The organism is Thioalkalivibrio thiocyanodenitrificans ARhD 1 (assembly GCF_000378965.1).
GTDB classification, from domain to species: Bacteria; Pseudomonadota; Gammaproteobacteria; order Ectothiorhodospirales; family Ectothiorhodospiraceae; genus Thioalkalivibrio_A; species Thioalkalivibrio_A thiocyanodenitrificans.
Window position 1 is genome coordinate 2,302,680 of the sequence record NZ_KB900536.1, and the last position, 22,262, is coordinate 2,324,941.

The window sequence follows — 22,262 nt, forward strand, 5'->3', positions numbered from 1 at the left end:
AGGAGCCCCTTTCTTCTCCCGTTTCCCAGATTTTAAGGCATATCCCCTTCCCTCTCCTACTCCTTCATCTGCTGCTCCAAGCAACCCGAGAAAAGGCGATCGAACAGCGAAGATGTGGAGGCATGGGGACACCCTTCTCGTTTTACTAGCTTCTCGAGGGCGCCGAGCAGTGCTCATAGTTCCTGTCAGACAGCTCTTGACACCGAATCGAGCAACAGCGTCACACATTAAGGCTGTTCTCCTTCTTCATTTTACCTGCGCAGGCAACCAGGACTTGCCCCCGGCTTCTCGACAAGATCGAACAACCGGTTATCCACTGAGGATAGCCCGCCAATCAGGCGATAGGCTGGCCAATTCGCTGCCTTGTTTCCAGAGAAGACCGTTCTGCAAATCAGCCTGAGCATATGCCCATCTGGCAATCTGATAACTGGCATCGCGGTCATGCAATAGGCCTCGCCTGTCAAATGCCTCTGTGAGTTTACTATCTTGTTCCTCGTTCCGTTGGCGCCAGCGCTGCAAATGCTCTAAGGCCGCAAGGTGATCGGACTTGGCACGGTTACAGCTTGGGTGCGCAAGCACGAAATTGTGTCCCAAATCGATGGGATAACGGGAACGCGGGATGAAGTGGTCCACGTCGGACGCAGCGCGAAGCTGTCGTTCGCAGTAGAAGCACCTTGGACCGTCGATTTCCAGCAACACCTTTCTGTAGTCGGCGAGGCTCTGCCGTTCGCTGCCGAACATGAACTCAACAAGATCAACGCGCTGTCCCAGAATCGGCTGGTTTCGGTCCAGGCGCCTCACCGCGGCGATCCAGGCGCCCTGAATCATGTTGGTAATCATGGGGTGAAACGCGCGAAAATTATACGCAACGCCTGGGAGCAGCCGAATGGCATTGTTTTCCAGCGAATGCGGATAGAGGAATATGCTGGGGCTGTCGCCGATCACCTGCAGTCGCCACAGAGGCATTCGCTCGACCACGGTGGCAACATGCCGAAGCAGCCGCGCCCAAATATTTCGCTGAGTTCTTATCCTGGCCAGGCTACCACCGTTGGCATTCTGAACATTGACAATTGCGTTGATGATGGCGGCTTGTTGGCCGGCATTCTGGTGCAACACTTGAGCGGGTGACGTACGTGGAAACGGTCGCGACTGCGGCCAGTAGTACTGAATGAACTTCTCGGCGACGACGTCGAGCGGTACCTCCAACTCGTCTCCCGAGTCGTCGCCCTGTTCCACGGCAATATCGGCCAGGGCCAGTAACAATGCATACTTATAAGTAGCGACGAAGCTTCCTTCTGCAAGAAGGCGCTGCAGATTTTGCAGAAAGCAGATCTGGGCATGTTCAGTCGGTCTCGCCATGGTTTAGTCGCGCCAGTACTTCGCCTTGTTCGGGAATATCCAGCGGAGCCCTCCGCGGGGATCATCACAGTCTCCCTCAAAACGCGGAATCAGGTGAATATGAAGGTGCGGAACAGTCTGGCCCGCGGCCACCCCGTCATTAATGCCGATATTGTACGCGGTGGGTTTGAACTCCTTATCAAGCACACTCTTTGCTTCATCAAGCCCTCGCAAGAGCGCTTCGCGTTCTGAAATTGTAGCTTCGAAGATCGATTTCACATGGCGTTTTGGGATGATGAGGGTGTGGCCGGGCGAGACTGGGTAACCATCCCGTATTACGACCACGAGATCATGGTCTGACACGATCCGCTCAGGACTCAAGGTACAGAACGGGCAATCGGAGACCACATTCATCGATCACACCTCACTCATATAGTGGAAGAAGCTCCGTACGTGTCCCCTGCTCAGAGACAACCAGGACATAGATGGTACCGGATAACTCATTTCCAGAATTAATCCTATCGGCTTTCCAGTTGTCCAATAAGAAGGTCTCGGCGCGAAGAAGGTTCAGTCCCGAATCCGGGAACCCAGACGAAGAGTTTGTGCCTGGCCGCATTTACAGCGAATCAAGGAACACATGGCTTCGATGGTATGCGAGAAAGTGCTCATCAGGAGGGAACTTTTCGGGCAACGCGATCTGTTGGCCTTCATAACGTAGAAGGGCATCTGCGTAGAAGCGATCACTGGCACCTGCCCCCTCGCGCGAGACCCTGACACTCAAATTCTCATCTACGGTTATGAATCCAAGGTCGAACGCGCGGTCATGGAGCGCGGAAAGCGCCAGTCCATTTCTCGGATTTAGCCGGTTCGACTGGTCATCTCGCCAAGGGACGATATGGCTTGCAATCAGTAAGGCCGGTACAGCAAGCCCCGTAATGCAGCACCGGTAGTTGTACGCACTCAATACCGCCCTTCGAAAGAAGCGCTGACCGAGTCTGGCCGTGGTTTGGACTGGAATGTCACGTCCACCGTATTCGCGTTCTTCCGGTGCAAGATCATCTGCGGAAGCGATTGGCGCGGCATTGTTGGCAATGGACTCGATGGCCTCCTCTGACTCGGCCGCAAACCGACGCCAGTCGTTCTGCATCTCCACCCACATGCGGCGATCCGCCGCGGATGCCCCTGTGAGGCCTTTGCGCCCTGTCGTTGTGACTGCCGGATCAAGGCTTGCGATGTTGGTGAGTTTCATCGCCAACGCAGACGGCGTCCTTCCAAGCAACGCGGCGAAGTGCTTGACCTTTGGGTTCGCCGCGTGGAGCTTGCCGAACGGCATCTGACAGTAGAGCCCGAACGCGACGAGGAGCTCATGACGAGTCCAAAGTCTTCGGTCGGAGGTCGTCATGGGTGCACCAATCTTCGCCACTCCACCGTCACCGACTTCGCCAGGTTCCTCGGCTGGTCCACGTCCGTCCCCTTGAGCACGGCGGCGTGGTAGGCCAGCAACTGCAGCGGGACCGTATAGACGATCGGGGCGGTGCTGGGGCAGATGTCGGCCAGGGTGAGGCTGTGGTAGTGGTCCGGGTCGATGCGGATGCGCTGGTCGCTGAACAGGAACAGTTCGCCGCCGCTGGCGCGGACAAGCCGACTACCTGACTCAGCCAGTACGCTACACATCTCGCCGGTGTCCAACTTTCACGACCGTCACGACCAGTTCATCATCCACGATCTCGTAGACGATGCGGTACACGCCCTGGCGCACTCGGTAGCGTTCCTGACCCGACAGCTTCTGGCTGTCGGGCGGTCGCGGGTCGTCGGCGAGTGCCTCGACGCGTTTGAGTATCCGGGCGACATCTCTGTTGGGAATCGGCCGCAGGTCTTTGGCATCGGATTTCCGAAGGCAAGTCTACAACTGGCCATGGGCCTTCAGTTGGTTGAGCAACTCTTCGTAGGTCAATACCGGGTCCACCGCGCGCTCCTCAAAGGCTGCCAGATCCTCTTGATCCTCGGCCAGCGCCGCCCGCACCGCGTCGTTGACGAGGTCGGAAACCGAGCGGTGGGTGTGAGCGGCCTTCAGGCGCAGGGCCTCGTGGAGCCCTTGGTCGAAATGGATTGTGGTGCGTCTGGTCGTGGCTGCCATGGCCTGGTTCCTCTTGCGCAGGGCAGAACGGGCCGGCTCGGTTTGGTCCTCGGCTGCAATCACTGACTCCTTCGCTTTCATCTGAAACCGGGGTAGAACCCCCACCTCTTCCGAGAAGCCGTCGCAGAATAGCCTAATCCCGGCTCGACAGAATAACCTAACCACGGCGCAGGCGCGGTTTGTTGCCCGGATGCAGGAGACCCGATGCGGGCCGAAGGCGGAGGTCAATCGGGCCGGGCGGTTCGCGGCGGAGTCGCCGCTCCTACGCTCGTCACGGCACGCAGATGGGCGGCCGAAGTGGAAGTGTGGTTCGGTCTGTGGGCTAAAGAATCAACATCGACAGACATGTTCGATCGATTGCGCTGGTTCGGGTGCTGGGAAAGAGATGACGGGCGGGGCGGCGGTACGAAGCAGCCTCTTACCCGACCATTTTTCAGGAGCTATCTGTCCCGTTAAGCCAGCTTATACGGTAGCGATAGGTTGCGTTGAGATTGATTGATCGGGAGTTATATGTCACGATATATTTACATTCTCGTGAGCGACGACTCCCAATGACTGCGAACCTTCGAACCCTGCGCCGGCGCCAACTCGATGCCGCCCTGGCTCGCTGGCGTGAAGCCGCGCTGCCCACCCGCCCGTCCAGTGGCTGGGTGCGGGCCATACGAGATGCCTTGGGGATGAGCTCGGCCGCGCTGGCCCGTCGCCTCGGCATCACGGACTCGGCCGTGCGCAAGCTCGAGGACGCCGAGTCGAACGACGCCATCACCCTGGCCACCCTGCGACGGCTTGCCGCCAGCCTGGATTGCGAGTTGCAATATGCTTTGGTGCCGAAACAATCCCTCGACACCATGCGGACCCAACGCGCCATGCAGATCGCGCGCGAACAGGTTCAGTCCGTCGCGCGCAGCATGGCCCTGGAGGATCAGGCTGTCGATCCAGACTTGACCGAGGCGCAAATCAAGGAGATCGCCCAGACCCTTCTGTCGAAATCAGGCAAGGGGCTCTGGTGATGGAGTTTCACTATGCACCGGGCGCCACGCCGCTGGATCCGGACGAGGCGGCCGACTTGATCCCGAACCACATCACCACCCAGAGTGAACTCAACGAGTGGGAGCAAACCAACATCCTGGAAGGTGTGCAATGGGCGCGTCGGCAGAAGAAGCGAGAGATTCTGAGCGAAGAGTTCTTGCGCGAGCTGCATCGGCGCATGTTTGGTCAGACATGGCGATGGGCGGGGGTTTTTCGTCAGAGCGACAAGAACATCGGCGTGGACTGGCGGCAGATCTCCACTGACCTGCGCAACCTGCTCGACGACGTGAAAGCGCAGATTGAGCATGCCTCGTACCCGCCCGATGAAATCGCGTTGCGCTTTCATCACCGGCTGGTCTGGATTCATCCTTTTGTCAACGGCAATGGCCGTCATGCTCGCCTGGCCGCAGATCTTCTGATCCAAAGGCTCGGATGCCCTGCCTTCACTTGGGGCGGCCAGTCCCTGGTCGAGGCCAACGAAAAGCGAAATCTCTACCTCGCGGCTCTGCGAGCGGCCGATGGCCGAGATTACCGGGCCTTGATGGCATTTGCGCGGAGTCAGTGAACGGCTGATCGGGCCTGATATTGAGCGCGACGGCGGGCGCCTGTTCGCGCAACATTGGGAATGACCTGATAACAGCGCTACTCCACGGTCACCGACTTCGCCAGGTTCCTCGGCTGGTCCACGTCCGTCCCCTTGAGCACGGCGGTATGGTAGGCCAGCAGTTGCAGCGGGACGGTGTAGACGATCGGCGCGGTGCTGGGGCAGATGTCGGCCAGGGTGAGGCTGTGGTAGTGGTCCAGGTCGATGCGGATGCGCTGGTCGCTGAAGAGGAACAGTTCGCCGCCGCGGGCGCGGACTTCCTGGAGGTTGGACAGCACCTTCTCCAGCAGCGGGTCGTCGGGCAGGGCGCAGATGACGGGCATGTCGGCGTCCACCAGCGCCAGCGGGCCGTGCTTGAGTTCGCCGGCCGGGTAGGCCTCGGCGTGGATGTAGGAGATTTCCTTGAGTTTGAGCGCGCCCTCCATGGCCACGGGGTAGAAGCTGCCGCGGCCGAGGAACAGGGCGTGGGTCTTCTCGGCGAAGGCGTTGGCCATCTGCTCGATAGGCTCGCTCAGGGACAGCGCCACTTCCACCTGGCGGGGCAGGGATTCCAGTTCCTCCACCAGCGCCTGCTCCCGCGCCCGGTCCATGCCGGTGCGCCGGGCGAGCGCGAGCGTGATCAGGCGCAGGGCGACGAGCTGGGTGGTGAAGGCCTTGGTGGAGGCGACACCGATCTCGGGGCCGGCGCGGGTCATCACGGCCACCTCGGACTCGCGCACCAGCGAGCTCTCCGGGACGTTGCACACGCACAGGCTGCCCAGATAACCCATCTTCTTCGAGGCGCGAAGCGCGGCCAGGGTGTCCGCCGTCTCGCCGGACTGGGAGATGGTGAGAAAGAGCGTTTCGGGCGGGACCACGACCTTGCGGTAGCGGAACTCGCTCGCCACCTCGACGCTGCAGGGCACGCCGATCTCCTCGAGCCAGTAGCGGGCGACGAGGCCCGCATGGAAGCTCGTGCCGCACGCGATGATGTGCACGCCCTTCGCGGCATCGAGCAGGCGCTTCGCCTCATGGCCGAAGCTCTCCTCCAGCAGCCGGCCCTTGTAGATGCGCCCCTCCAGGGTCTCGGCGATCACGGCCGGCTGCTCGAAGATCTCCTTGAGCATGTAGTGGCGGTAGGGGCCCTTCTCGGCGGTGGCTGCGGATAAGGTGGATTCCTTGAGGGGACGTTCGGTGGCGTTGCCGTCGGTGTCGAAGACGCGCACCGAGTCACGGCGTATCTCGGCGATGTCGCCCTCCTCCAGGAACGCGAAGCGCTGGGTGACGGGCAGCAGGGCGAAGACGTCCGAGGCGATGAAGTTCTCGCCCACCCCCACACCGATGACCAGCGGGCTGCCCAAGCGCGCGACGATGATGCGGTCCGGTTTGTCAGGGCTCGCCACGGCCAGCGCGTAGGCACCCACCATCTTTTTCACGGCCAACTGAACGGCGGCCAGCAGCTCGCCGGTCTCGTCGAGGCACTGCGCCAGCAGGTGGGCAATGACCTCGGTGTCGGTTTCAGACGAGAAGGGATAGCCAGCAGCGCTGAGTTCCGCGCGCAGCTCGGCGTGATTCTCGATGATGCCGTTGTGCACGATGGCCACGCGCTCGCCGCTCATGTGGGGGTGCGCGTTGCGTTCGGCGGGGATGCCGTGGGTGGCCCAGCGGGTGTGGGCGATGCCGAGGTGGCCGGTGAGGGGCTCGGCGTCGAGGCGCGCCTGCAACTCGCTGACCTTGCCGACGGAACGGATGCGCTGGATGTGGCCGCCGCCCTCACGCACGGCGATGCCGGCGGAGTCGTAGCCGCGATATTCCAGCCGCCGCAGGCCCTCCATCAGGACGGGGACGACGTTGCGTTCAGCGATGGCTCCGACAATTCCGCACATGGGGGTTAGGGTCCGAACTCAAGATTCAAAGTTCAAAGTTCAAAGTTCAAAGTTCAAAGTTCAACGGTTCTGCCACAGAGGGCACAGAGGGCACAGAGGGCACAGAGGGCACAGAGAAAAGGCCTTGTACCTGCAGGTCGGGCTCCAGCCCGACCTGCAAGATCAAGAAGTTCTTTCAACTCTGTGCCCTCTGTGGCAAATCCGTCTATGTCTTCGGTTTCCTCACCGGGCGCTTCCAACCGCGGATGGTGCGCGCGTCGGCACGGGCCACGGTCAGCTCGCCGGGCGGGGCATCCCTGTTCAGCGTGGTGCCGGCGCCGATGGTGGCGTCCTCGCCCACGGTGAGGGGGGCCACCAGTGAGGAGTTGGAACCGATGAAGGCGCGGTCGCCGATCACGGTACGGTGCTTGTTGGCGCCGTCGTAGTTGCAGGTGATGGTACCGGCGCCGATGTTCACGTCCCGGCCGACGTCGGCGTCGCCCACGTAACTCAGGTGGTTGATCTTCGCGCCCTCGCCCACGCTTGCGTTCTTGATCTCCACGAAATTGCCGATGCGTGCGTGCGCCGCGGTCTCGGTGCCGGGGCGGACGCGGGCGAAGGGGCCGACGCGGGCGTTGGCGCCGATCACCGCGCCCTCGATCACGGAGTGGGGCAGGATGTGCGCGCCGGGGCCGATGCTGCTGTCGATGATCACGCAGCCCGCGCCGACCACGGCACCTTCTCCGAGATCCACCTGGCCCTCGAGAATCACGTTCACGTCCAGGGTCACGTCCCGGGATACGGACACCCGGCCGCGCACGTCCAGACGCGCGGGATCCAATACCGTGACGCCGGCCAGCATCAGGTCGTCGACGCGGCGGCGCTGCCAGGCGCGCTCCTGCTCCGCCAACTGGCGCTTGTCATTGATGCCCATGACCTCCACCGGATCATGGGCCACGGAGGCCTCCACGCGGGCGCCTTCGGCGTTGGCGAGCGCCACGCAGTCGGTGAGGTAGTACTCGCCCTGGCTGTTGTCGTCGGTGACCTGTGAAAGCCAGCCGGCGAACGCGCCGGCGCGGGCCGCCATGATGCCGGTGTTCACTTCCCGGACATGGCGTTCAGCCTCGGTGGCGTCCTTCTGCTCCACGATGCGCAGCACCCTGCCCTGGTCATCGCGCAGGATGCGGCCGTAGCCGGAGGGGTCGGCCAGCACCGTGGTCATCAGCGCCAGGTCGGCGCCGGCATTCAGGGACCGCACGAGCCGGGCCAGGGTTTCGGGGCGCACCAGGGGCACGTCGCCGTAGAGGACCAGGACGCTGTCGTTCTCCGCAGTGGCGGGCAGCGCCAGGCGCACGGCATGGCCCGTGCCGCGCTGCTCGGGCTGGTGAATCCAGGTGATTTCGGGATCCGGGAAACGGGCCTGCACGTGCTCGCCGCCGTGGCCGTGGACGATCAGGATACGCCGGGGCTCGAGGGCGCGGGCGGAATCGAGGACGTGGGCCAGCAGGGGGCGGCTGGCCAGGGGGTGAAGCACCTTGGGCAGGGCGGACCGCATCCGCGTGCCCTGGCCCGCGGCGAGGATCACGATGGTGAGATCCGGACTCATCTGAGTGTCAGCCTTTTTCAGTCACACGGCGGGCCGGGGATGGCAGGATACGCGTGGGTTTTGGTTGAGCGCAAACATATCACGCCGGGGCGTTGTAATCACCGGGGCGCGGGAGAACTCTGCTCTGTTGGGGTTCGCTGTGCTCACCCCAACCTACGGTTCCGTTGGTTCTTTCTGTGACCTCTGTGCCCCCTGTGGCAAGAAAGCAGTTGTAGATTGGGGTGAGGGACGAACCCCAACACGCCGGGCCTCGGGAGACCACCGCCCTGTTGGGGTTCGCTGTGCTCACCCCAACCTACGGTTCTGATGGTTTTTCTCTGTGACCTCTGTGCCCCCTGTGGCAAGAAAGCAGTTGTAGGTTGGGGTGAGGGACGAACCCCAACACGCCGGGCCTCGGGAGACCACCGCCCTGTTGGGGTTCGCTGTGCTCACCCCAACCTACGGTTCTGATGGTTTTTCTCTGTGACCTCTGTGCCCTCTGTGGCAAGAAAGCAGTCGTAGGTTGGGGTGAGGAACGAACCCCAACAGGGCGGTGGTGCGGGTGTGAAGGCGGGTGTACGCGGCCCGCCCCATGCCTTGGCAGGTCCGTTCGTGGTGGAAACGCCCTGTTCAACCCTTGTGCTTGCGCATCTTCTCGATCATGCGCAGGCGGGCGGCGGCCTCGATGAGCTCGGCCTGGGCCTTGGCGTAGTCGAAATCGGCCTTGTGGTCTGCGAGCGCGGCCTCGGCGCGGCGTTTGGCCTCCAGGGCCTCGGCCTCGTCCAGGTCCTTGGCCCGGATGGCGGTGTCCGCCAGGATGGTGACCACGTGGGGCTGCACCTCCAGCAGGCCGCCGGATATGAAGATGTGGTGCTCCTCGCCCGATTCGCTCACCCGCACGCGCACCTCACCCGGCTTGAGCTGGGCGATGTACTGGGCGTGGCGCGGCAGGATACCCACCTCGCCGCCCTCGGCAGGCGCCACCACCATCTGCGCCGTGCCCGAGTAGATGGACTCTTCTGCGCTGACGATGTCGACGTGAAAGGTCATGGCCATGGGTTACCCCGTCGTTACTTGAGCTTCTCGGCCTTCTCGACGGCTTCGTCGATGGTGCCGACCATGTAGAAGGCCTGCTCGGGCAGGTGGTCGTACTCGCCGGCCACGATGGCCTGGAACGCCTGGATGGTTTCCTTGAGCGAGACGTACTTGCCGGGGGAACCGGTGAACACCTCGGCCACGAAGAACGGCTGGGACAGGAAGCGCTGGATCTTGCGCGCCCGGGCCACGATCAGCTTGTCGTCCTCGGAGAGTTCGTCCATGCCGAGGATGGCGATGATGTCCTTCAGCTCCTTATAGCGCTGCAGGGTGTTCTGCACCGCGCGGGCCGTGTCGTAGTGCTCCTGGCCGATGACGTTGGGGTCCAACTGGCGGGAGGTGGAGTCCAGCGGGTCCACGGCCGGGTAGATGCCCAGCTCGGCGATCTGGCGCGAGAGCACCACGGTGGCATCCAGATGCGCGAAGGTGGTGGCGGGCGACGGGTCGGTGAGGTCGTCCGCCGGCACGTACACGGCCTGGATGGAAGTGATGGAGCCCTTCTTGGTGGAGGTGATGCGCTCCTGGAGCACACCCATCTCCTCGGCCAGCGTCGGCTGGTAACCCACGGCGGAAGGCATGCGCCCGAGCAGCGCCGAGACCTCGGTGCCGGCCAGGGTGTAACGGTAGATGTTGTCGATGAACATCAGCACGTCACGGCCTTCCTCCCGGAAGTACTCGGCCATGGTCAGACCGGTGAGCGCCACGCGCAGACGGTTGCCCGGGGGCTCGTTCATCTGCCCGTAGACGAGCGCCACCTTGTCGAGCACGTTGGAGTCCTTCATCTCGTGGTAGAAGTCGTTGCCCTCGCGGGTGCGCTCCCCCACGCCGGCGAACACGGAGTAGCCGCTGTGCTCAATGGCGATGTTGCGGATCAGTTCCATCATGTTCACGGTCTTGCCCACGCCGGCGCCGCCGAACAGGCCCACCTTGCCGCCCTTGGCGAACGGGCAGAGCAGGTCGATCACCTTGATGCCGGTCTCGAGCAGCTCGGTGGAACCGGCCTGCTCGTCGAAAGCGGGGGCCGGACGGTGGATCGACCAGCGGTCATCGGTCTGCACGTCACCGGCATTGTCCACCGGGTTGCCCAGCACGTCCATGATGCGGCCCAGGGTTCCCGTGCCCACGGGCACGGAGATCGGGGCGCCGGTGTTGCTGACCTTGATGCCGCGGCGCACGCCGTCGGTTGTGCCCATGGCGATGGTGCGCACCACCCCGTCGCCCAGCTGCTGCTGCACCTCCAGGGTCAGGCCGCTCTCCTCGACGCTGAGGGCATCGTAGATATTGGGCACGGCATCGCGCGGGAACTCCACGTCCACCACGGCGCCGATGATTTCAACGATGTTTCCAGCACTCATGTTGTCGATCCTCTAAGTCTGCAAATCTTGTGTCGGCGGGCGCGCGTCAGACCGCTGCGGCTCCGCTCACGATCTCGGAGATTTCCTGGGTGATGGCCGCCTGTCGGGCCTTGTTGTAGACGAGCTGCAGTTCGTTGATCAGGTCGCCGGCGTTGTCGGAGGCGGACTTCATGGCCACCATGCGCGCGGCCATCTCGCAGGCCACGTTCTCCACCACGCCCTGGTAGATCACGGATTCGATGTAGCGGGTCAGCAGGGTGTCGAGCACCGGCTTGGTGTCCGGCTCGTAGATGTAGTCCCAGTGGTGCTTGAGCTCTTTCTCCCCGCTCGGCACCAGGGGCAGCAGGGTGGTGACACGCGGCTGCTGGGTCATGGTGTTGACGAACTCGTTCTCCACCAGTACCAGGCGGTCGATGCGGCCCTCGTCGTAGGCGTCGAGCATCACCTTGATGGTGCCGATCATGTCGTTGAGCCGCGGCTGGTCGCCCAGGCCATTGACCTTGGAGACCACGTTGCCGCCCATGCGCTTGAAGAAACCCAGCGCCTTGGTGCCCACGAGGCAGAGATCCACTTCGACGTCCTGCTCGCGCCACTCGCGCATGGCGGCCACGGCCTTCTTGAACAGGTTGATGTTCAGGCCGCCGCACAGGCCGCGGTCGGTGGAGACGATGATCATCCCCACCCGCCTGACCTCGCGTTCCTCCATGTACGGATGTCGGTACTCGGCCTGGGCCATGGCCACGTGGCCGATCACCTGGCGGATCTTCTCCGCATAGGGACGCGTGGCCAGCATGCGGTCCTGGGCCTTGCGCATCTTGCTGGCGGCCACCATCTCCATGGCCTTGGTGATCTTCTGAGTATTCTTGATACTCTTGATCTGGGTCCGGATCTCTTTTGCGCCTGCCATGGTGACCCCGCTTACCAGCTGTGGTTGGCTTTGAACTCGTCCATGGCCGCCTTCATGGCGGACTCGATCTCGTCGTTGTAGTCACCGCTCTCGTCGATCTTCGCCAGCAGGTCCTGCTTGCCGGCGCGCAGGAAATCGAGCAGGGCGCGCTCGAAGTCCACGATCTTCCGGGCCTCCACGTCGTCCAGGTAACCCTCGTTGGCGGCAAACAGCGAGAACGCCATCTCGGCCACGGACATGGGCGAGTACTGGTTCTGTTTCATCAGCTCGGTGACGCGCTGGCCGCGCTCGAGCTGTTTGCGGGTCAGCTCGTCCAGATCCGAGGCAAACTGGGAGAACGCCGCCAGCTCGCGGTACTGGGCCAGCGCGAGACGCACGCCGCCGCCGAGCTTCTTGATGATCCTGGTCTGGGCGGCACCGCCCACACGCGACACCGACAGGCCGGCGTTGATGGCCGGGCGGATACCCGCGTTGAACAGGTCGGTCTCCAGGAAGATCTGGCCGTCGGTGATGGAGATCACGTTGGTGGGCACGAAGGCGGACACGTCGCCGGCCTGGGTCTCGATGATGGGCAGGGCGGTCAGCGAACCGGTCTTGCCCGTCACCTCGCCGTTGGTGATCTTCTCCACGTACTCCGCGTTCACCCGGGAGGCGCGCTCCAGCAGGCGGGAGTGGAGATAGAAGACGTCACCGGGGTACGCCTCGCGGCCCGGCGGGCGGCGCAGCAGCAGGGACACCTGGCGATAGGCCCAGGCCTGCTTGGTGAGGTCGTCATAGATGATCAGCGCGTCCTCGCCGCGGTCGCGGAAGTACTCGCCCATGGAGCAGCCGGCGTAGGGGGCGATGAACTGCATGGCGGCGGATTCCGACGCCGTGGCGGCCACGATGATGGTGTGCTCCAGCGCGCCGTGTTCCTCCAGCTTGGCCACCACGTTGGCGATGGACGAGGCCTTCTGCCCCACCGCCACGTAGATGCACTTCACGCCGGTGCCCTTCTGATTGATGATGGCGTCCACAGCCACGGCGGTCTTGCCCGTCTGGCGGTCGCCGATGATCAGCTCGCGCTGGCCGCGGCCGATGGGCACCATGGCGTCAATGGACTTGAGGCCGGTCTGCACCGGCTGGCTCACCGACTGGCGCTCGATCACGCCCGGGGCGATCTTCTCGATGGGTGCGCTCAGGCTGGTCTCCACCGCGCCCTTGCCGTCCACCGGCATGCCCAGGCTGTTGACCACGCGTCCCAGCAGGGCCTCGCCCACCGGCACCTCGAGGATGCGGCCGGTGCAGCGCACCGTGTCGCCCTCCTTGATGTGCTTGTAGTCGCCGAGCACCACCGCGCCCACGGAGTCGCGCTCCAGGTTGAGCGCCAGGCCGAAGGTGTTGCCGGGGAATTCGATCATCTCGCCCTGCATCACGTCGGCCAGACCGTGCAGGCGCACGATGCCGTCGGAGAGGCTGACCACGGTCCCTTCGGTGCGGGCTTCCGCGGCGGCCTCGTAGTCGGCGATGCGCTTCTTGATCAGTTCACTGATTTCAGTCGGATTGAGTTGCATTTGAAAAATCCTCTTAGCGGCTCAGGCGGGCAGCCAGGCGTTCCAGGCGCCCGCGCATTGAACCATCGATGACCAGGTCGCCCGCGCGAATCACGGCACCGCCGATCAGGCCCTCGTCGATTTCGCAGACCAGCTCGACCTCGCGGCCAAGGCGCTTCTTCAGCGCCGCGGCGATGTGGGCCTGCTGTTCCTCGCTGACGGGCCGGGCGGAAACCACCTGGGCCTCCACCTTGCCTTCGGCACCGGCACGCATCACCTCGTAGAGCGCGGCGATCTCCGGCAACAGCATCAGGCGGCCGTTTTCGGCAAGCATGCGCACGAGGTTGGCGCCCGGATCGTCGATGCGGCCTTCGCACACGGACAGAAAGCCCTGTGCGGCGGCGTCACGGGTAAGCCTTGGGTTGTCCAGGTAGGCGCGCATGGCGGGGTCATGGGCGACGGCGGCCATGAAGCCCAGGCGGTCGGACCAGCCGGCCATGTCACCGGCAGCCTGGGCCACTTCAAAGACCGCCTTGGCGTAGGGCCGTGCGAGCGTGGTGAGTTCAGACATGAATGTTCACCTAGATCTGCGCGGCCAGGTCCTGAATCGCCTGGTCATGTGCCCCGGCGTCCACTTCCCGCTTCAGGATGCGTTCGGCACCGGCGACCGCGATCAGGCCGACCTGCTTGCGCAGATCCTCCCGGGCACGATTGACCTCCTGCTCGATTTCAGACTGGGCGGACGCCTTGATGCGCTCTCCCTCCTGACGCGCCGTGTCCTTGGAGGACTCGACGATCTCGTTGGCGCGCTTTTGCGCCTGGGAGATGATCTCGTTGGCCTGTTGCTTGGCTTCCTGGAGGACCTTCTTGGCCCGCTCCTCGGCAAGCTCCTGCTCGTGCTTGCCACGCTCGGCCGCGGCAAGGCCGTCAGCGATCTTCTTCTGACGTTCCTGCATCGCCTCGATGATGGGCGGCCACACGAACTTCATGGTGACCCACACCAACAGGGCGAAGGTGATCATCTGGCCGAGCAGCGTGAGATTGATGTTCACGTTGCTACCCCCTGGGATAACGGTTCAAAACGGATGAATGACGCGAATGCGATCAACGTCCGTCAGCCGGTGATGACGCCCAGGAACGGGTTGGCGAAGGTGAAGAACAGGGCCAGACCCACGCCGATCATGGTCACGGCGTCGAGCAGACCGGCGACGATGAACATCTTCACCTGCAGCATGGGCACCATCTCCGGCTGGCGCGCGGCGCCTTCCAGAAAGCGCCCGCCCAGCAGGCCGAAGCCGATGGCGGTACCCAGCGCACCCATGCCGAGGATCAGGCCCACGGCGATGGCGGTCATACCCTGAACATTAGCGAGAGCGAGTTCCATAACTTCCTCCAAGATATCAATACAAGGTTGTGAAAACGGGTTGCAGAGCGCCGCGCGCGGTCTTTCCCGGCGCGGCTCGAAATCAGTGGTCCTCGTGCGCCATGCTCAGGTAGACGATGGTCAGCACCATGAAGATGAACGCCTGCAGCGTGATGATCAGCAGCTTGAACAGCGACCAGGACAGGCCAAGCGTCCACTGGATCCACCAGGGCAGCAGCGCGATCAGGGTGAAGATCAGGCCGCCCGCGTACATGTTTCCGAACAGTCGCAGGGCGAGTGAAACGGGCTTGGCGATCTCCTCCACCACCTTCAGGACGAAGTTGAAGGGCAGGAACCACACGCCGAAGGGCTTGAGGAACATCTCCTTGGCGAAACCGCCCGCGCCCTTGATGTAGATGCTGTAGAAGATGATCAGGAAGAACACCGCGATGGACATGCCGAGCGTGGCGTTCACGTCGGAGGTCGGGTTGATGCGCAGGTATTCGATGCCGGCCATGTGCGCCAGGTAAGGCAGCAGGTCGTAGGGCAGGAGCTTGACGATGTTCATGAGGAAGATCCAGATGAACAGGGTGAGTGCCAACGGCGCAATGAGCCTGCTGCGGCCGTGGAAGCTGTCCTTGACCTGTTGGTCGACGAACTCGACCATGATCTCGACGAAATTCTGCATGCCGGTCGGCACGCCGGTGGTGACCCGCCGGGCGGCGCGGATGAAGATGAACAGGAAGACGGCACCCAGCAGGATGGAGAAGAACATGGTATCCAGGTGGATCGCCCAGAACGTCTCCTTGTCACCGAGGGTCAGGTGCCCCAGGTGGTGCTTGATATACTCGGACGCAGTCATGACTACCGGTTTCCTCTCTTGCTCAAGCTGCTATTCTTGCGTGCCGGACAACGCCGGCAACAGGACGATCCAGAAGGCCGCCAGGCTGGCCATGTAGGTGAGTAACATGGGCAGGAAGCTGACCTGGAGCCAGACGATCGCCACCACGAACAGGGCCACGGTCAGCAGGAGCTTCTGGGACTCGCCGACGTAAAAGGCCCGGACGATTTCCTTGGGCGGACGGTGGGCGCCCCCGATAAAGACCCGCAAGGCGAAGAAGGTCGTCGTCAGGAGTCCGATCGCCCCTCCAGCCATGGCCGACCAGGCGGCGTGTGCACCGGCCAGCCAGGAAAACAGCAGAAATCCCCCGGCCGCCACGCAGGCCTGAATGGTCAGAACCCGCCGGGCGGTGAAGCCGCTCAGCCCCGCGTACGCACGATTGTGGTCAGGCATCTTGTTGGTCTGCGGGGCTCGTGACCGCGTGTCGACAGCGCTCCGGCCCACCGGCGCCGCTCCGTCGGCACACCATGATCACACTCTTTCAAAGGCGCGGCGATTATAAGAGCCTGTCTATATTAGGGTCAAATAGGCATTGGTGCTCAGCGCCATTAGGGAAGCTTATTTAATGTGTGCCAGGATCCCGTCCAGCTCGTCCAGGCTGTTGTAGCGGACCACCAGCCGACCCTTGCCCCGGTTGTTGTACTCGATGCTCACCGGCGCCCCCAGGCGGCCGGACAGGTCGTCCTCCAGACGGCGCACGTCCGGGTTCCGGGTCGCGCTGCTTGCCGGCGGCCTGTCGCCTTTCTGCTTCAGGAGCTGCTGGACCAGCCTCTCGGTTTCGCGCACGGACAGCCCCCGGGCCGCCACCCGGCGGGCGGCCTCGTCCTGCGCGGCGCCGGCGAGCGCCAGCAGGGTGCGGGCGTGGCCCATCTCGATCTTTCCCTCGTCGAGCAGGGTGCGGGCCGCCTCGCCCAGCTCCAGCAGGCGCAGCAGGTTGGTAACCCCGGTGCGCGAACGTCCCACGGCCTCCGCCGCCTGCTGGTGGGTCATCTCGAACTCCTGGATCAGCCGGTGCAGCGCACCGGCCTCCTCGATGGGGTTGAGGTTCTCCCGCTGGATGTTCTCGATCAGCGACATGGCCGCGGCGGCCTGGTCCGGGATGTCCCGGACCACCGCCGGCACTTCATGCAGCCCCGCCAGTTGCGCCGCGCGCCAGCGGCGCTCCCCGGCGATCAGCTCGTATCCCTGGCCCATGGGGCGCACCACCACCGGCTGCACCACGCCCTGGGCCCGGATGGAGGCGGCCAGTTCCTCGAGGGCCTCGGGGCGGATGTGGAGACGGGGCTGGTACTTGCCGCGGCGGATCTGCTCCACCGGAATCTGGCGCAGGTTGGACTCCTCCTGCTCTCGCTGAGCGGTGCCGGCACTGCTCAGCAGTGCATCCAGGCCCCGCCCCAGTCCGCTTTTCCTCTTGGCCATGCTCATCGAATCCCGGGGTGGCGCGGCGCGCATGACGCGCGCCGCCGGTTGTCAGTGTCAGTTGCTGCCCGTGGCGGCCGTCGCCGGGGGGTCGCCCCTGTGGCGGCGAAGGATCTCGCCGGCCAGCGCCACATAGGCCTGGGCGCCCCGGGACGACGTATCATACAGGAGAATCGGCAGACCATAGCTGGGCGCCTCGGCCAGGCGCACGTTGCGGGGGATGATGGTCTGGTACAGGCGGTCGCCGAAGTGCTGCTCCAGTTGCGCGGAGACGTCCGTGGCCAGATTGTTGCGCGGGTCGTACATGGTGCGCAGCACCCCCTCGATCTCCAGACCCGGATTGACCGAGCGCCGGATGCTCTCGATGGTGCCGGTGAGCGCTGTGAGCCCCTCCAGGGCGTAGTACTCGCACTGCATGGGGATCACCACCCCGTGGGCGGCCACCAGGGCGTTCACCGTGAGCATGTTGAGGGCCGGCGGGCAGTCGATGATGATGTAGTCGAACTCGCCGGCCACCGGCGCCAGGGCGTCCTTCAGGCGGAACTCCCGGCGTTCCGCCTGCATGAGCGCCACCTCTGCCTCGGTGAGGTCGCCGTTGGCGGGCAGGAGGCTGAAACCCACCGCCTCCACGTACTGGATGGCCTCGCGGATGGAGGCCCGGCCCAGCAGCACATCATCGCTGGTGAACTCCAGGTCGTGCTTGTCCACGGCGCTGCCCATGGTGGCGTTGCCCTGGGGGTCCATGTCGATCAGGAGCACACGGCGCTTCATGGCGGCCAGCGAGGCCGCCAGATTGACGCTGGTGGTGGTCTTGCCGACCCCGCCCTTCTGGTTGGCAATGGTCAGGATCTTGCCCATGGGTCTCCCCCGGAATAGCCGTTACCGCACGCAATGTGGTAGGTCGGGCTTCAGCCCGACGCCGCTGCCCAACGCAACCACCGCTGTCGGCCTGAAGGCCGACCTACGACGAATGACGCCTGTCGATCGGGCGGCCCGCTGACGCCGCGCACCGCCGAATCGGCGGAGTTCACAACTGGCATAAATCAAAAGCCTTGTCGCAAAGGCGCAAAGACGCAGAGGTTCGCAAAGAGTCTTCTTGAGAATGCCTTCTTTGCGTCTTTGCGCCTTTGCGTCAAGGCTTTTGACCTTGCGGATGTCCGGTCCGGCGAAGCTGCACGAGGTGGCGCGCGGCGCTCAGGCCGGGCACGCTGATCGCGCGGACCGCTTCCACCGTCCACGGTGCCGGCAGGTCGGCCAGCTCCGCCTTCGGATCCCGGCCCTTCATGGCCAGCAGGCGTCCGTCGGGCCCGGCCAGGTGCCCGGCCAGGGCGACAAAGTCCCGTGTGGCGGCAAAGGCGCGGCTGATGACTGTATCAAAGGGCTTCTCCGGGCGGTAGTTTTCCACGCGGGTGTGCACTGCCGTGACCCGGTCCAGGCCAAGCTCCAGGATGGCCTGCTTCTGAAAGCGCACCTTCTTGCCCGAGGTCTCCACGAGAACCACCGTGAGGTCCGGGTCGGCAATGGCCAGCGGAATCCCCGGCAGCCCCGCCCCGCTGCCAATATCCGCAATACGCGAACCATGAATCCAGGGCCGTACGGCGAGACTGTCCAGCAGATGGCGGGTGACCATCTGCTGCGGATCCGTGAGGGCCGTCAGGTTGTAGGCGCGGCTCCAGCGCGACAGCAGAAGCAGGTAGGCTGACAGGGGCGCCTCCAGGGCGGCGGGCAGTTTCAGGGTCTGCAGGCCCTGCACCAGTTCGGCGCGGGCCCCGGCGGGCAGGGCCTTCACGCCCGGGCGCGCCCGGGCGCGGCCCGGCGCCTGACATGCACCAGCAACAGGGACACCGCGGCCGGCGTCACGCCGGGGATGCGCGCCGCCTGCCCGAGGCTATGGGGGCGGTGGGCCGCAAGCTTCTGGCGCACCTCCATGGACAGGCCGCGGATGGCGGCGTAATCAAGATCCTCGGGCAGGGCCAGGTCTTCATGTCGGCGCTGGCGCGCCACCTCATCCTGCTGGCGCCGGATGTAGCCCGCGTACTTCGCCTGGATCTCCACCTGCTCCGCCACCCGGGGATCGCTCACGCAGGGGCCGGCGGACGCGAGGGTCATGAGCGCCGCGTAGTTCACGTCGGGCCGGCGCAGCAGTTCCAGCAGGCTCTGCTCGCGGGTGAACGCACCGCCGATTAGCTGTTCGACCCCGGCCCGGTCGACCTGCTCCGGGTCGAGGCGCGTCGCGGCCAGGCGCGCGGACTCCCGCTCGATGGCCTCGCGCTTCGCGCTGAACGCCGCCCAGCGAGCGTCGTCCACCAGGCCCATGTCCCGGCCGACCGGTGTCAGGCGCAGGTCGGCGTTGTCCTCGCGCAGCATCAGGCGGTACTCGGCCCGGCTGGTGAACATGCGATAAGGCTCCGCGGTGCCCCGGGTGATGAGATCATCGATGAGCACGCCGATGTAGGCCTCGTCGCGGCGCGGGCACCAGGGTTCCAGGTCGCGTACGGCTCGCGCGGCGTTGAGCCCGGCCACCAGCCCCTGGGCGGCGGCCTCCTCGTAGCCGGTGGTGCCGTTGATCTGCCCGGCGAAATACAGCCCCGGCACGCAGCGGGTCTCCAGGCCGGGGTTCAGATCCCGGGGGTCGAAGTAGTCGTACTCGATGGCGTAGCCCGGGCGGGTGATGTGGGCGTTGCCGAAGCCCGGGATGCTGCGTACCAGCGCCACCTGCACATCGAAGGGCAGACTGGTGGAGATGCCGTTGGGGTAGACCTCGCGGGTGTCCAGGCCCTCCGGCTCGATGAACACCTGGTGGCTGTCCTTGTCGGCGAAACGCACCACCTTGTCTTCGATGGAGGGGCAGTAGCGGGGGCCGACGCCCTCGATGGTGCCGCTGTACATGGGCGACCGATGCAGGGCACCGCGAATGATCTCGTGGGTCTGCGCCGTGGTGCGGGCGATCCAGCAGCTCACCTGGGGCGGATGCTCTTCGGCGCCACCGATGAAGGAGAACACCGGGCGGGGATCGTCACCCGGCTGCTCGGTCAGCCGCGTGTGGTCGATGCTGCGCCCGTCGATGCGCGGCGGCGTGCCGGTCTTGAGCCTGCCTACCCGCGGCGCCAGTTCGCGCAGGCGCGCGGCCAGAGCGATGGACGGCGGGTCGCCCGCCCGGCCGCCCGAGTGCCGGGTCTCACCCACGTGGATCAGGCCGCCCAGGAACGTCCCCACCGTGAGCACCACGGCGCGCGCCCGGAAACGCAGGCCGTCGCGGGTCACCACCCCGGCGGCCCGCCCGCCTTCCACGATCAGGTCATCCACCGCCTGCTGGAAGAGTTGCAGGTTGGGCGTGTTCTCCACCGCCGCGCGCACTGCGGACCGGTAGCGCGTCCGGTCCGCCTGGGCCCGCGTGGCGCGCACCGCCGGTCCCTTGCGGCTGTTCAGCGTCCGGAAATGAATCCCGCCCAGATCCGCCGCCCGGGCCATGAGCCCGCCCAGGGCGTCGATCTCTTTCACCAGATGACCCTTGCCGATGCCGCCGATGGCCGGGTTGCAGCTCATCTGGCCGATGGTCTCGATATTGTGGGTCAGCAGCAGTGTGCGCGCACCGGCGCGCGCCGAGGCGAGCGCCGCCTCGGTCCCGGCGTGGCCGCCGCCGACCACGATCACGTCATAGCTGCTTTCGAAACCCATGTGGTCCGAACCGGATTCGCAGGAAAATGGCTGGGAATTTTACGCCGGGAGCCCGCCGGACACCAAGGCGGGAGTCACTTGCCGATACAGAACGTGGCGAAGATCCGGCCCAGCAGGTCCTCGGAACTGACCTTGCCCGTGATCTCGCCCAGGCATTCCTGGGCGAGGCGAAGGTCCTCGGCCACCAGTTCCACGCCGAGTCCCGCATCCAGGGCCTGGCGCGCCGCGCGGACGTGTTCCCGGGTGCGGGCCAGGGCGTCCAGGTGACGGCGGCGGGCGAGGAAGAGCCCCTCGCCGCCGGCATAGCCCATGCGCGCCTTGAGATGAGCGCGAAGGGTCAGCACACCGGCATCCGTGGCAGCGCTCAGGTAGATCCGACCCTCCCGCTCCCCGGGCGGGGCGCCGCTCAGATCGATCTTGTTATGCACGGCGATGACCGGGAGAGTCTCCGGCAGGCGTTGGCGGATGGCGGCCTCCTCCGCGCCCTCGCCCAGGCTGTCGTCGATCACCAGCAGCACCGCGTCGGCGGATCCGATCTCCGCCCAGGCCCGGCGGATACCTTCCCGCTCCACCGGGTCGTCGGATTCGCGCAGGCCCGCCGTGTCCACCACGTGCAGGGGCAGACCGTCCAGGCTGACGGTTTCCCGCAGGACATCCCGCGTGGTGCCGGGGATGTGGGTGACGATGGCGGCCTCGCGGCGGGCGAGCCGGTTCAGCAGACTGGATTTGCCGGCATTGGGACGCCCGGCGATGACCAGGCGCATGCCCTCACGCAACAGCACGCCCTGGGCCGCGCCGGTTCGGAGGGCCTCAAGCTGGCCATCCAGATCGTCCAGATGTTCCGCCACCCGGGCCTCGCGCAGGATATCGACGTCCTCGTCGGGAAAATCCAGGGCCGCCTCCACGGAGACACGCAGGGCGGTGAGTGTATCCAGAAACCGCTCCACCCGGTGGGACAGCGCCCCGTCCAGTGCGCGGCGGGCGCTTCTGGCCGCCTGGGCGGAGCCCGCCTCGATCAGATCGGCCACCGCCTCTGCCTGGGCCAGATCCAGGCGGCCGTTGAGAAAGGCGCGCTCGGTGAACTCCCCCGGACGGGCCGGGCGGCAGCCCAGTTCCAGGCAACGGGCCAGCAGCAGGTCCATGACCACGGGACCGCCATGGCCCTGGAGTTCCACCACGTCCTCGCCGGTGTAGGAGCGCGGTCCCGGAAAGTACAGGGCGATGCCGTCGTCCAGGGGTTCGCCGCCGTCACCGAGGAACGCTGCGTGGGTGGCGTGGCGTGGCGCGGGCAGGTGGCCAAGGACCGCACGCGCCACGTCGGGCGCCAGACCGCCGGACACCCGTACCACCCCCACCCCGCCGAATCCGGGGGGAGTGGCGATGGCGGCGATGGTGTCATCGGGGGAGTCGGCCACGGCAGGTCTCCGGCGGGGCTGCGGAAGCCCCGCGCTTACGGCGGCGCGTCATGTCCTGAT

Annotated in this window: 24 protein-coding genes; 2 read left to right on the plus strand and 22 right to left on the minus strand. The window is 65.0% G+C overall.

Annotated elements, in window-relative coordinates; all coding sequences use genetic code 11:
• Nucleotides 1-309: 309 nt before the first annotated feature.
• The 6 genes from THITHI_RS0110905 to THITHI_RS0110935 form a co-directional block, all read right to left on the minus strand.
• Nucleotides 310-1,359: an HNH endonuclease gene (locus THITHI_RS0110905; RefSeq protein WP_018233128.1), complete on the minus strand. Its 1,050-nt coding sequence runs from the start codon at nucleotides 1,357-1,359 to the stop codon at nucleotides 310-312.
• A 3-nt stretch (nucleotides 1,360-1,362) separates the two neighbouring features.
• The gene (locus THITHI_RS20220) at nucleotides 1,363-1,752 is read right to left on the minus strand and encodes an HIT family protein (protein ID WP_018233129.1); all 390 of its coding nucleotides are present in this window, start codon (nucleotides 1,750-1,752) and stop codon (nucleotides 1,363-1,365) included.
• A 202-nt stretch (nucleotides 1,753-1,954) separates the two neighbouring features.
• Complete coding sequence (locus THITHI_RS0110920; RefSeq protein WP_018233130.1) at nucleotides 1,955-2,740, minus strand: HNH endonuclease; 786 nt, start codon at nucleotides 2,738-2,740, stop codon at nucleotides 1,955-1,957.
• Nucleotides 2,737-3,012 (minus strand): hypothetical protein, encoded by a 276-nt coding sequence (locus tag THITHI_RS0110925; RefSeq protein WP_018233131.1) that lies wholly within the window; start codon nucleotides 3,010-3,012, stop codon nucleotides 2,737-2,739. Before THITHI_RS0110925 ends, THITHI_RS0110920 begins: the two co-directional genes overlap by 4 nt.
• Nucleotides 3,005-3,211, minus strand: a complete 207-nt coding sequence (locus tag THITHI_RS0110930) for a type II toxin-antitoxin system RelE family toxin (RefSeq protein WP_156820632.1) — start codon at nucleotides 3,209-3,211, stop codon at nucleotides 3,005-3,007. The genes THITHI_RS0110925 and THITHI_RS0110930 overlap by 8 nt, the downstream gene beginning before the upstream one ends.
• A 30-nt stretch (nucleotides 3,212-3,241) precedes the next feature.
• A complete protein-coding gene (locus THITHI_RS0110935; RefSeq protein ID WP_026186273.1) occupies nucleotides 3,242-3,475 on the minus strand; it encodes a CopG family transcriptional regulator in 234 nt (77 codons plus the stop codon).
• Nucleotides 3,476-4,026: 551 nt separating this feature from the next.
• Here THITHI_RS0110935 and THITHI_RS0110940 point away from each other — a divergent pair.
• Nucleotides 4,027-4,485 (plus strand): mobile mystery protein A, encoded by a 459-nt coding sequence (locus THITHI_RS0110940; protein ID WP_018233134.1) that lies wholly within the window; start codon nucleotides 4,027-4,029, stop codon nucleotides 4,483-4,485.
• Nucleotides 4,485-5,069: a mobile mystery protein B gene (locus THITHI_RS0110945; RefSeq protein ID WP_018233135.1), complete on the plus strand. Its 585-nt coding sequence runs from the start codon at nucleotides 4,485-4,487 to the stop codon at nucleotides 5,067-5,069. Before THITHI_RS0110940 ends, THITHI_RS0110945 begins: the two co-directional genes overlap by 1 nt.
• A 77-nt stretch (nucleotides 5,070-5,146) precedes the next feature.
• Here THITHI_RS0110945 and glmS read toward each other — a convergent pair whose 3' ends face one another.
• The 16 genes from glmS to mnmE form a co-directional block, all read right to left on the minus strand.
• Nucleotides 5,147-6,973, minus strand: coding sequence for a glutamine--fructose-6-phosphate transaminase (isomerizing) (glmS, locus tag THITHI_RS0110950; protein WP_018233136.1), 1,827 nt, complete (start codon nucleotides 6,971-6,973; stop codon nucleotides 5,147-5,149).
• Nucleotides 6,974-7,178: 205 nt separating this feature from the next.
• The gene (gene glmU, locus THITHI_RS0110955) at nucleotides 7,179-8,558 is read right to left on the minus strand and encodes a bifunctional UDP-N-acetylglucosamine diphosphorylase/glucosamine-1-phosphate N-acetyltransferase GlmU (RefSeq protein ID WP_018233137.1); all 1,380 of its coding nucleotides are present in this window, start codon (nucleotides 8,556-8,558) and stop codon (nucleotides 7,179-7,181) included.
• Between the two features lie 609 nt (nucleotides 8,559-9,167).
• Entirely contained in the window at nucleotides 9,168-9,593 is a 426-nt protein-coding gene (locus tag THITHI_RS0110960) for a F0F1 ATP synthase subunit epsilon (RefSeq protein WP_018233138.1), read from the minus strand.
• Nucleotides 9,594-9,607: 14 nt separating this feature from the next.
• A complete protein-coding gene (gene atpD / locus THITHI_RS0110965) occupies nucleotides 9,608-10,987 on the minus strand; it encodes a F0F1 ATP synthase subunit beta (RefSeq protein ID WP_018233139.1) in 1,380 nt (459 codons plus the stop codon).
• Nucleotides 10,988-11,033: 46 nt separating this feature from the next.
• Nucleotides 11,034-11,894, minus strand: a complete 861-nt coding sequence (gene atpG, locus THITHI_RS0110970) for a F0F1 ATP synthase subunit gamma (protein WP_018233140.1) — start codon at nucleotides 11,892-11,894, stop codon at nucleotides 11,034-11,036.
• 11 nt (nucleotides 11,895-11,905) lie between these two features.
• Entirely contained in the window at nucleotides 11,906-13,447 is a 1,542-nt protein-coding gene (gene atpA / locus THITHI_RS0110975) for a F0F1 ATP synthase subunit alpha (RefSeq protein WP_018233141.1), read from the minus strand.
• A gap of 13 nt (nucleotides 13,448-13,460) precedes the next feature.
• A complete protein-coding gene (locus THITHI_RS0110980; protein WP_018233142.1) occupies nucleotides 13,461-13,997 on the minus strand; it encodes a F0F1 ATP synthase subunit delta in 537 nt (178 codons plus the stop codon).
• A gap of 10 nt (nucleotides 13,998-14,007) precedes the next feature.
• Nucleotides 14,008-14,478 carry a F0F1 ATP synthase subunit B gene (locus tag THITHI_RS0110985; protein ID WP_018233143.1) on the minus strand — a complete coding sequence of 157 codons (471 nt, stop codon included), beginning with the start codon at nucleotides 14,476-14,478 and terminating at the stop codon, nucleotides 14,008-14,010.
• A gap of 62 nt (nucleotides 14,479-14,540) precedes the next feature.
• The gene (gene atpE / locus THITHI_RS0110990) at nucleotides 14,541-14,810 is read right to left on the minus strand and encodes a F0F1 ATP synthase subunit C (protein WP_012639839.1); all 270 of its coding nucleotides are present in this window, start codon (nucleotides 14,808-14,810) and stop codon (nucleotides 14,541-14,543) included.
• An 82-nt stretch (nucleotides 14,811-14,892) separates the two neighbouring features.
• Nucleotides 14,893-15,651, minus strand: coding sequence for a F0F1 ATP synthase subunit A (gene atpB, locus THITHI_RS0110995; RefSeq protein ID WP_018233145.1), 759 nt, complete (start codon nucleotides 15,649-15,651; stop codon nucleotides 14,893-14,895).
• A 30-nt stretch (nucleotides 15,652-15,681) separates the two neighbouring features.
• Complete coding sequence (locus THITHI_RS18930) at nucleotides 15,682-16,083, minus strand: ATP synthase subunit I (protein ID WP_051079933.1); 402 nt, start codon at nucleotides 16,081-16,083, stop codon at nucleotides 15,682-15,684.
• Between the two features lie 165 nt (nucleotides 16,084-16,248).
• Nucleotides 16,249-17,109, minus strand: a complete 861-nt coding sequence (locus THITHI_RS0111005; protein WP_026186274.1) for a ParB/RepB/Spo0J family partition protein — start codon at nucleotides 17,107-17,109, stop codon at nucleotides 16,249-16,251.
• A gap of 57 nt (nucleotides 17,110-17,166) precedes the next feature.
• Nucleotides 17,167-17,967, minus strand: coding sequence for a ParA family protein (locus THITHI_RS0111010; RefSeq protein WP_018233148.1), 801 nt, complete (start codon nucleotides 17,965-17,967; stop codon nucleotides 17,167-17,169).
• A 274-nt stretch (nucleotides 17,968-18,241) separates the two neighbouring features.
• Nucleotides 18,242-18,898 (minus strand): 16S rRNA (guanine(527)-N(7))-methyltransferase RsmG, encoded by a 657-nt coding sequence (gene rsmG, locus THITHI_RS0111015; protein ID WP_018233149.1) that lies wholly within the window; start codon nucleotides 18,896-18,898, stop codon nucleotides 18,242-18,244.
• Nucleotides 18,895-20,787, minus strand: coding sequence for a tRNA uridine-5-carboxymethylaminomethyl(34) synthesis enzyme MnmG (gene mnmG, locus THITHI_RS0111020; protein ID WP_018233150.1), 1,893 nt, complete (start codon nucleotides 20,785-20,787; stop codon nucleotides 18,895-18,897). The genes rsmG and mnmG overlap by 4 nt, the downstream gene beginning before the upstream one ends.
• A gap of 74 nt (nucleotides 20,788-20,861) precedes the next feature.
• Nucleotides 20,862-22,202 carry a tRNA uridine-5-carboxymethylaminomethyl(34) synthesis GTPase MnmE gene (gene mnmE, locus THITHI_RS0111025; RefSeq protein ID WP_018233151.1) on the minus strand — a complete coding sequence of 447 codons (1,341 nt, stop codon included), beginning with the start codon at nucleotides 22,200-22,202 and terminating at the stop codon, nucleotides 20,862-20,864.
• Nucleotides 22,203-22,262 lie beyond the last annotated feature (60 nt).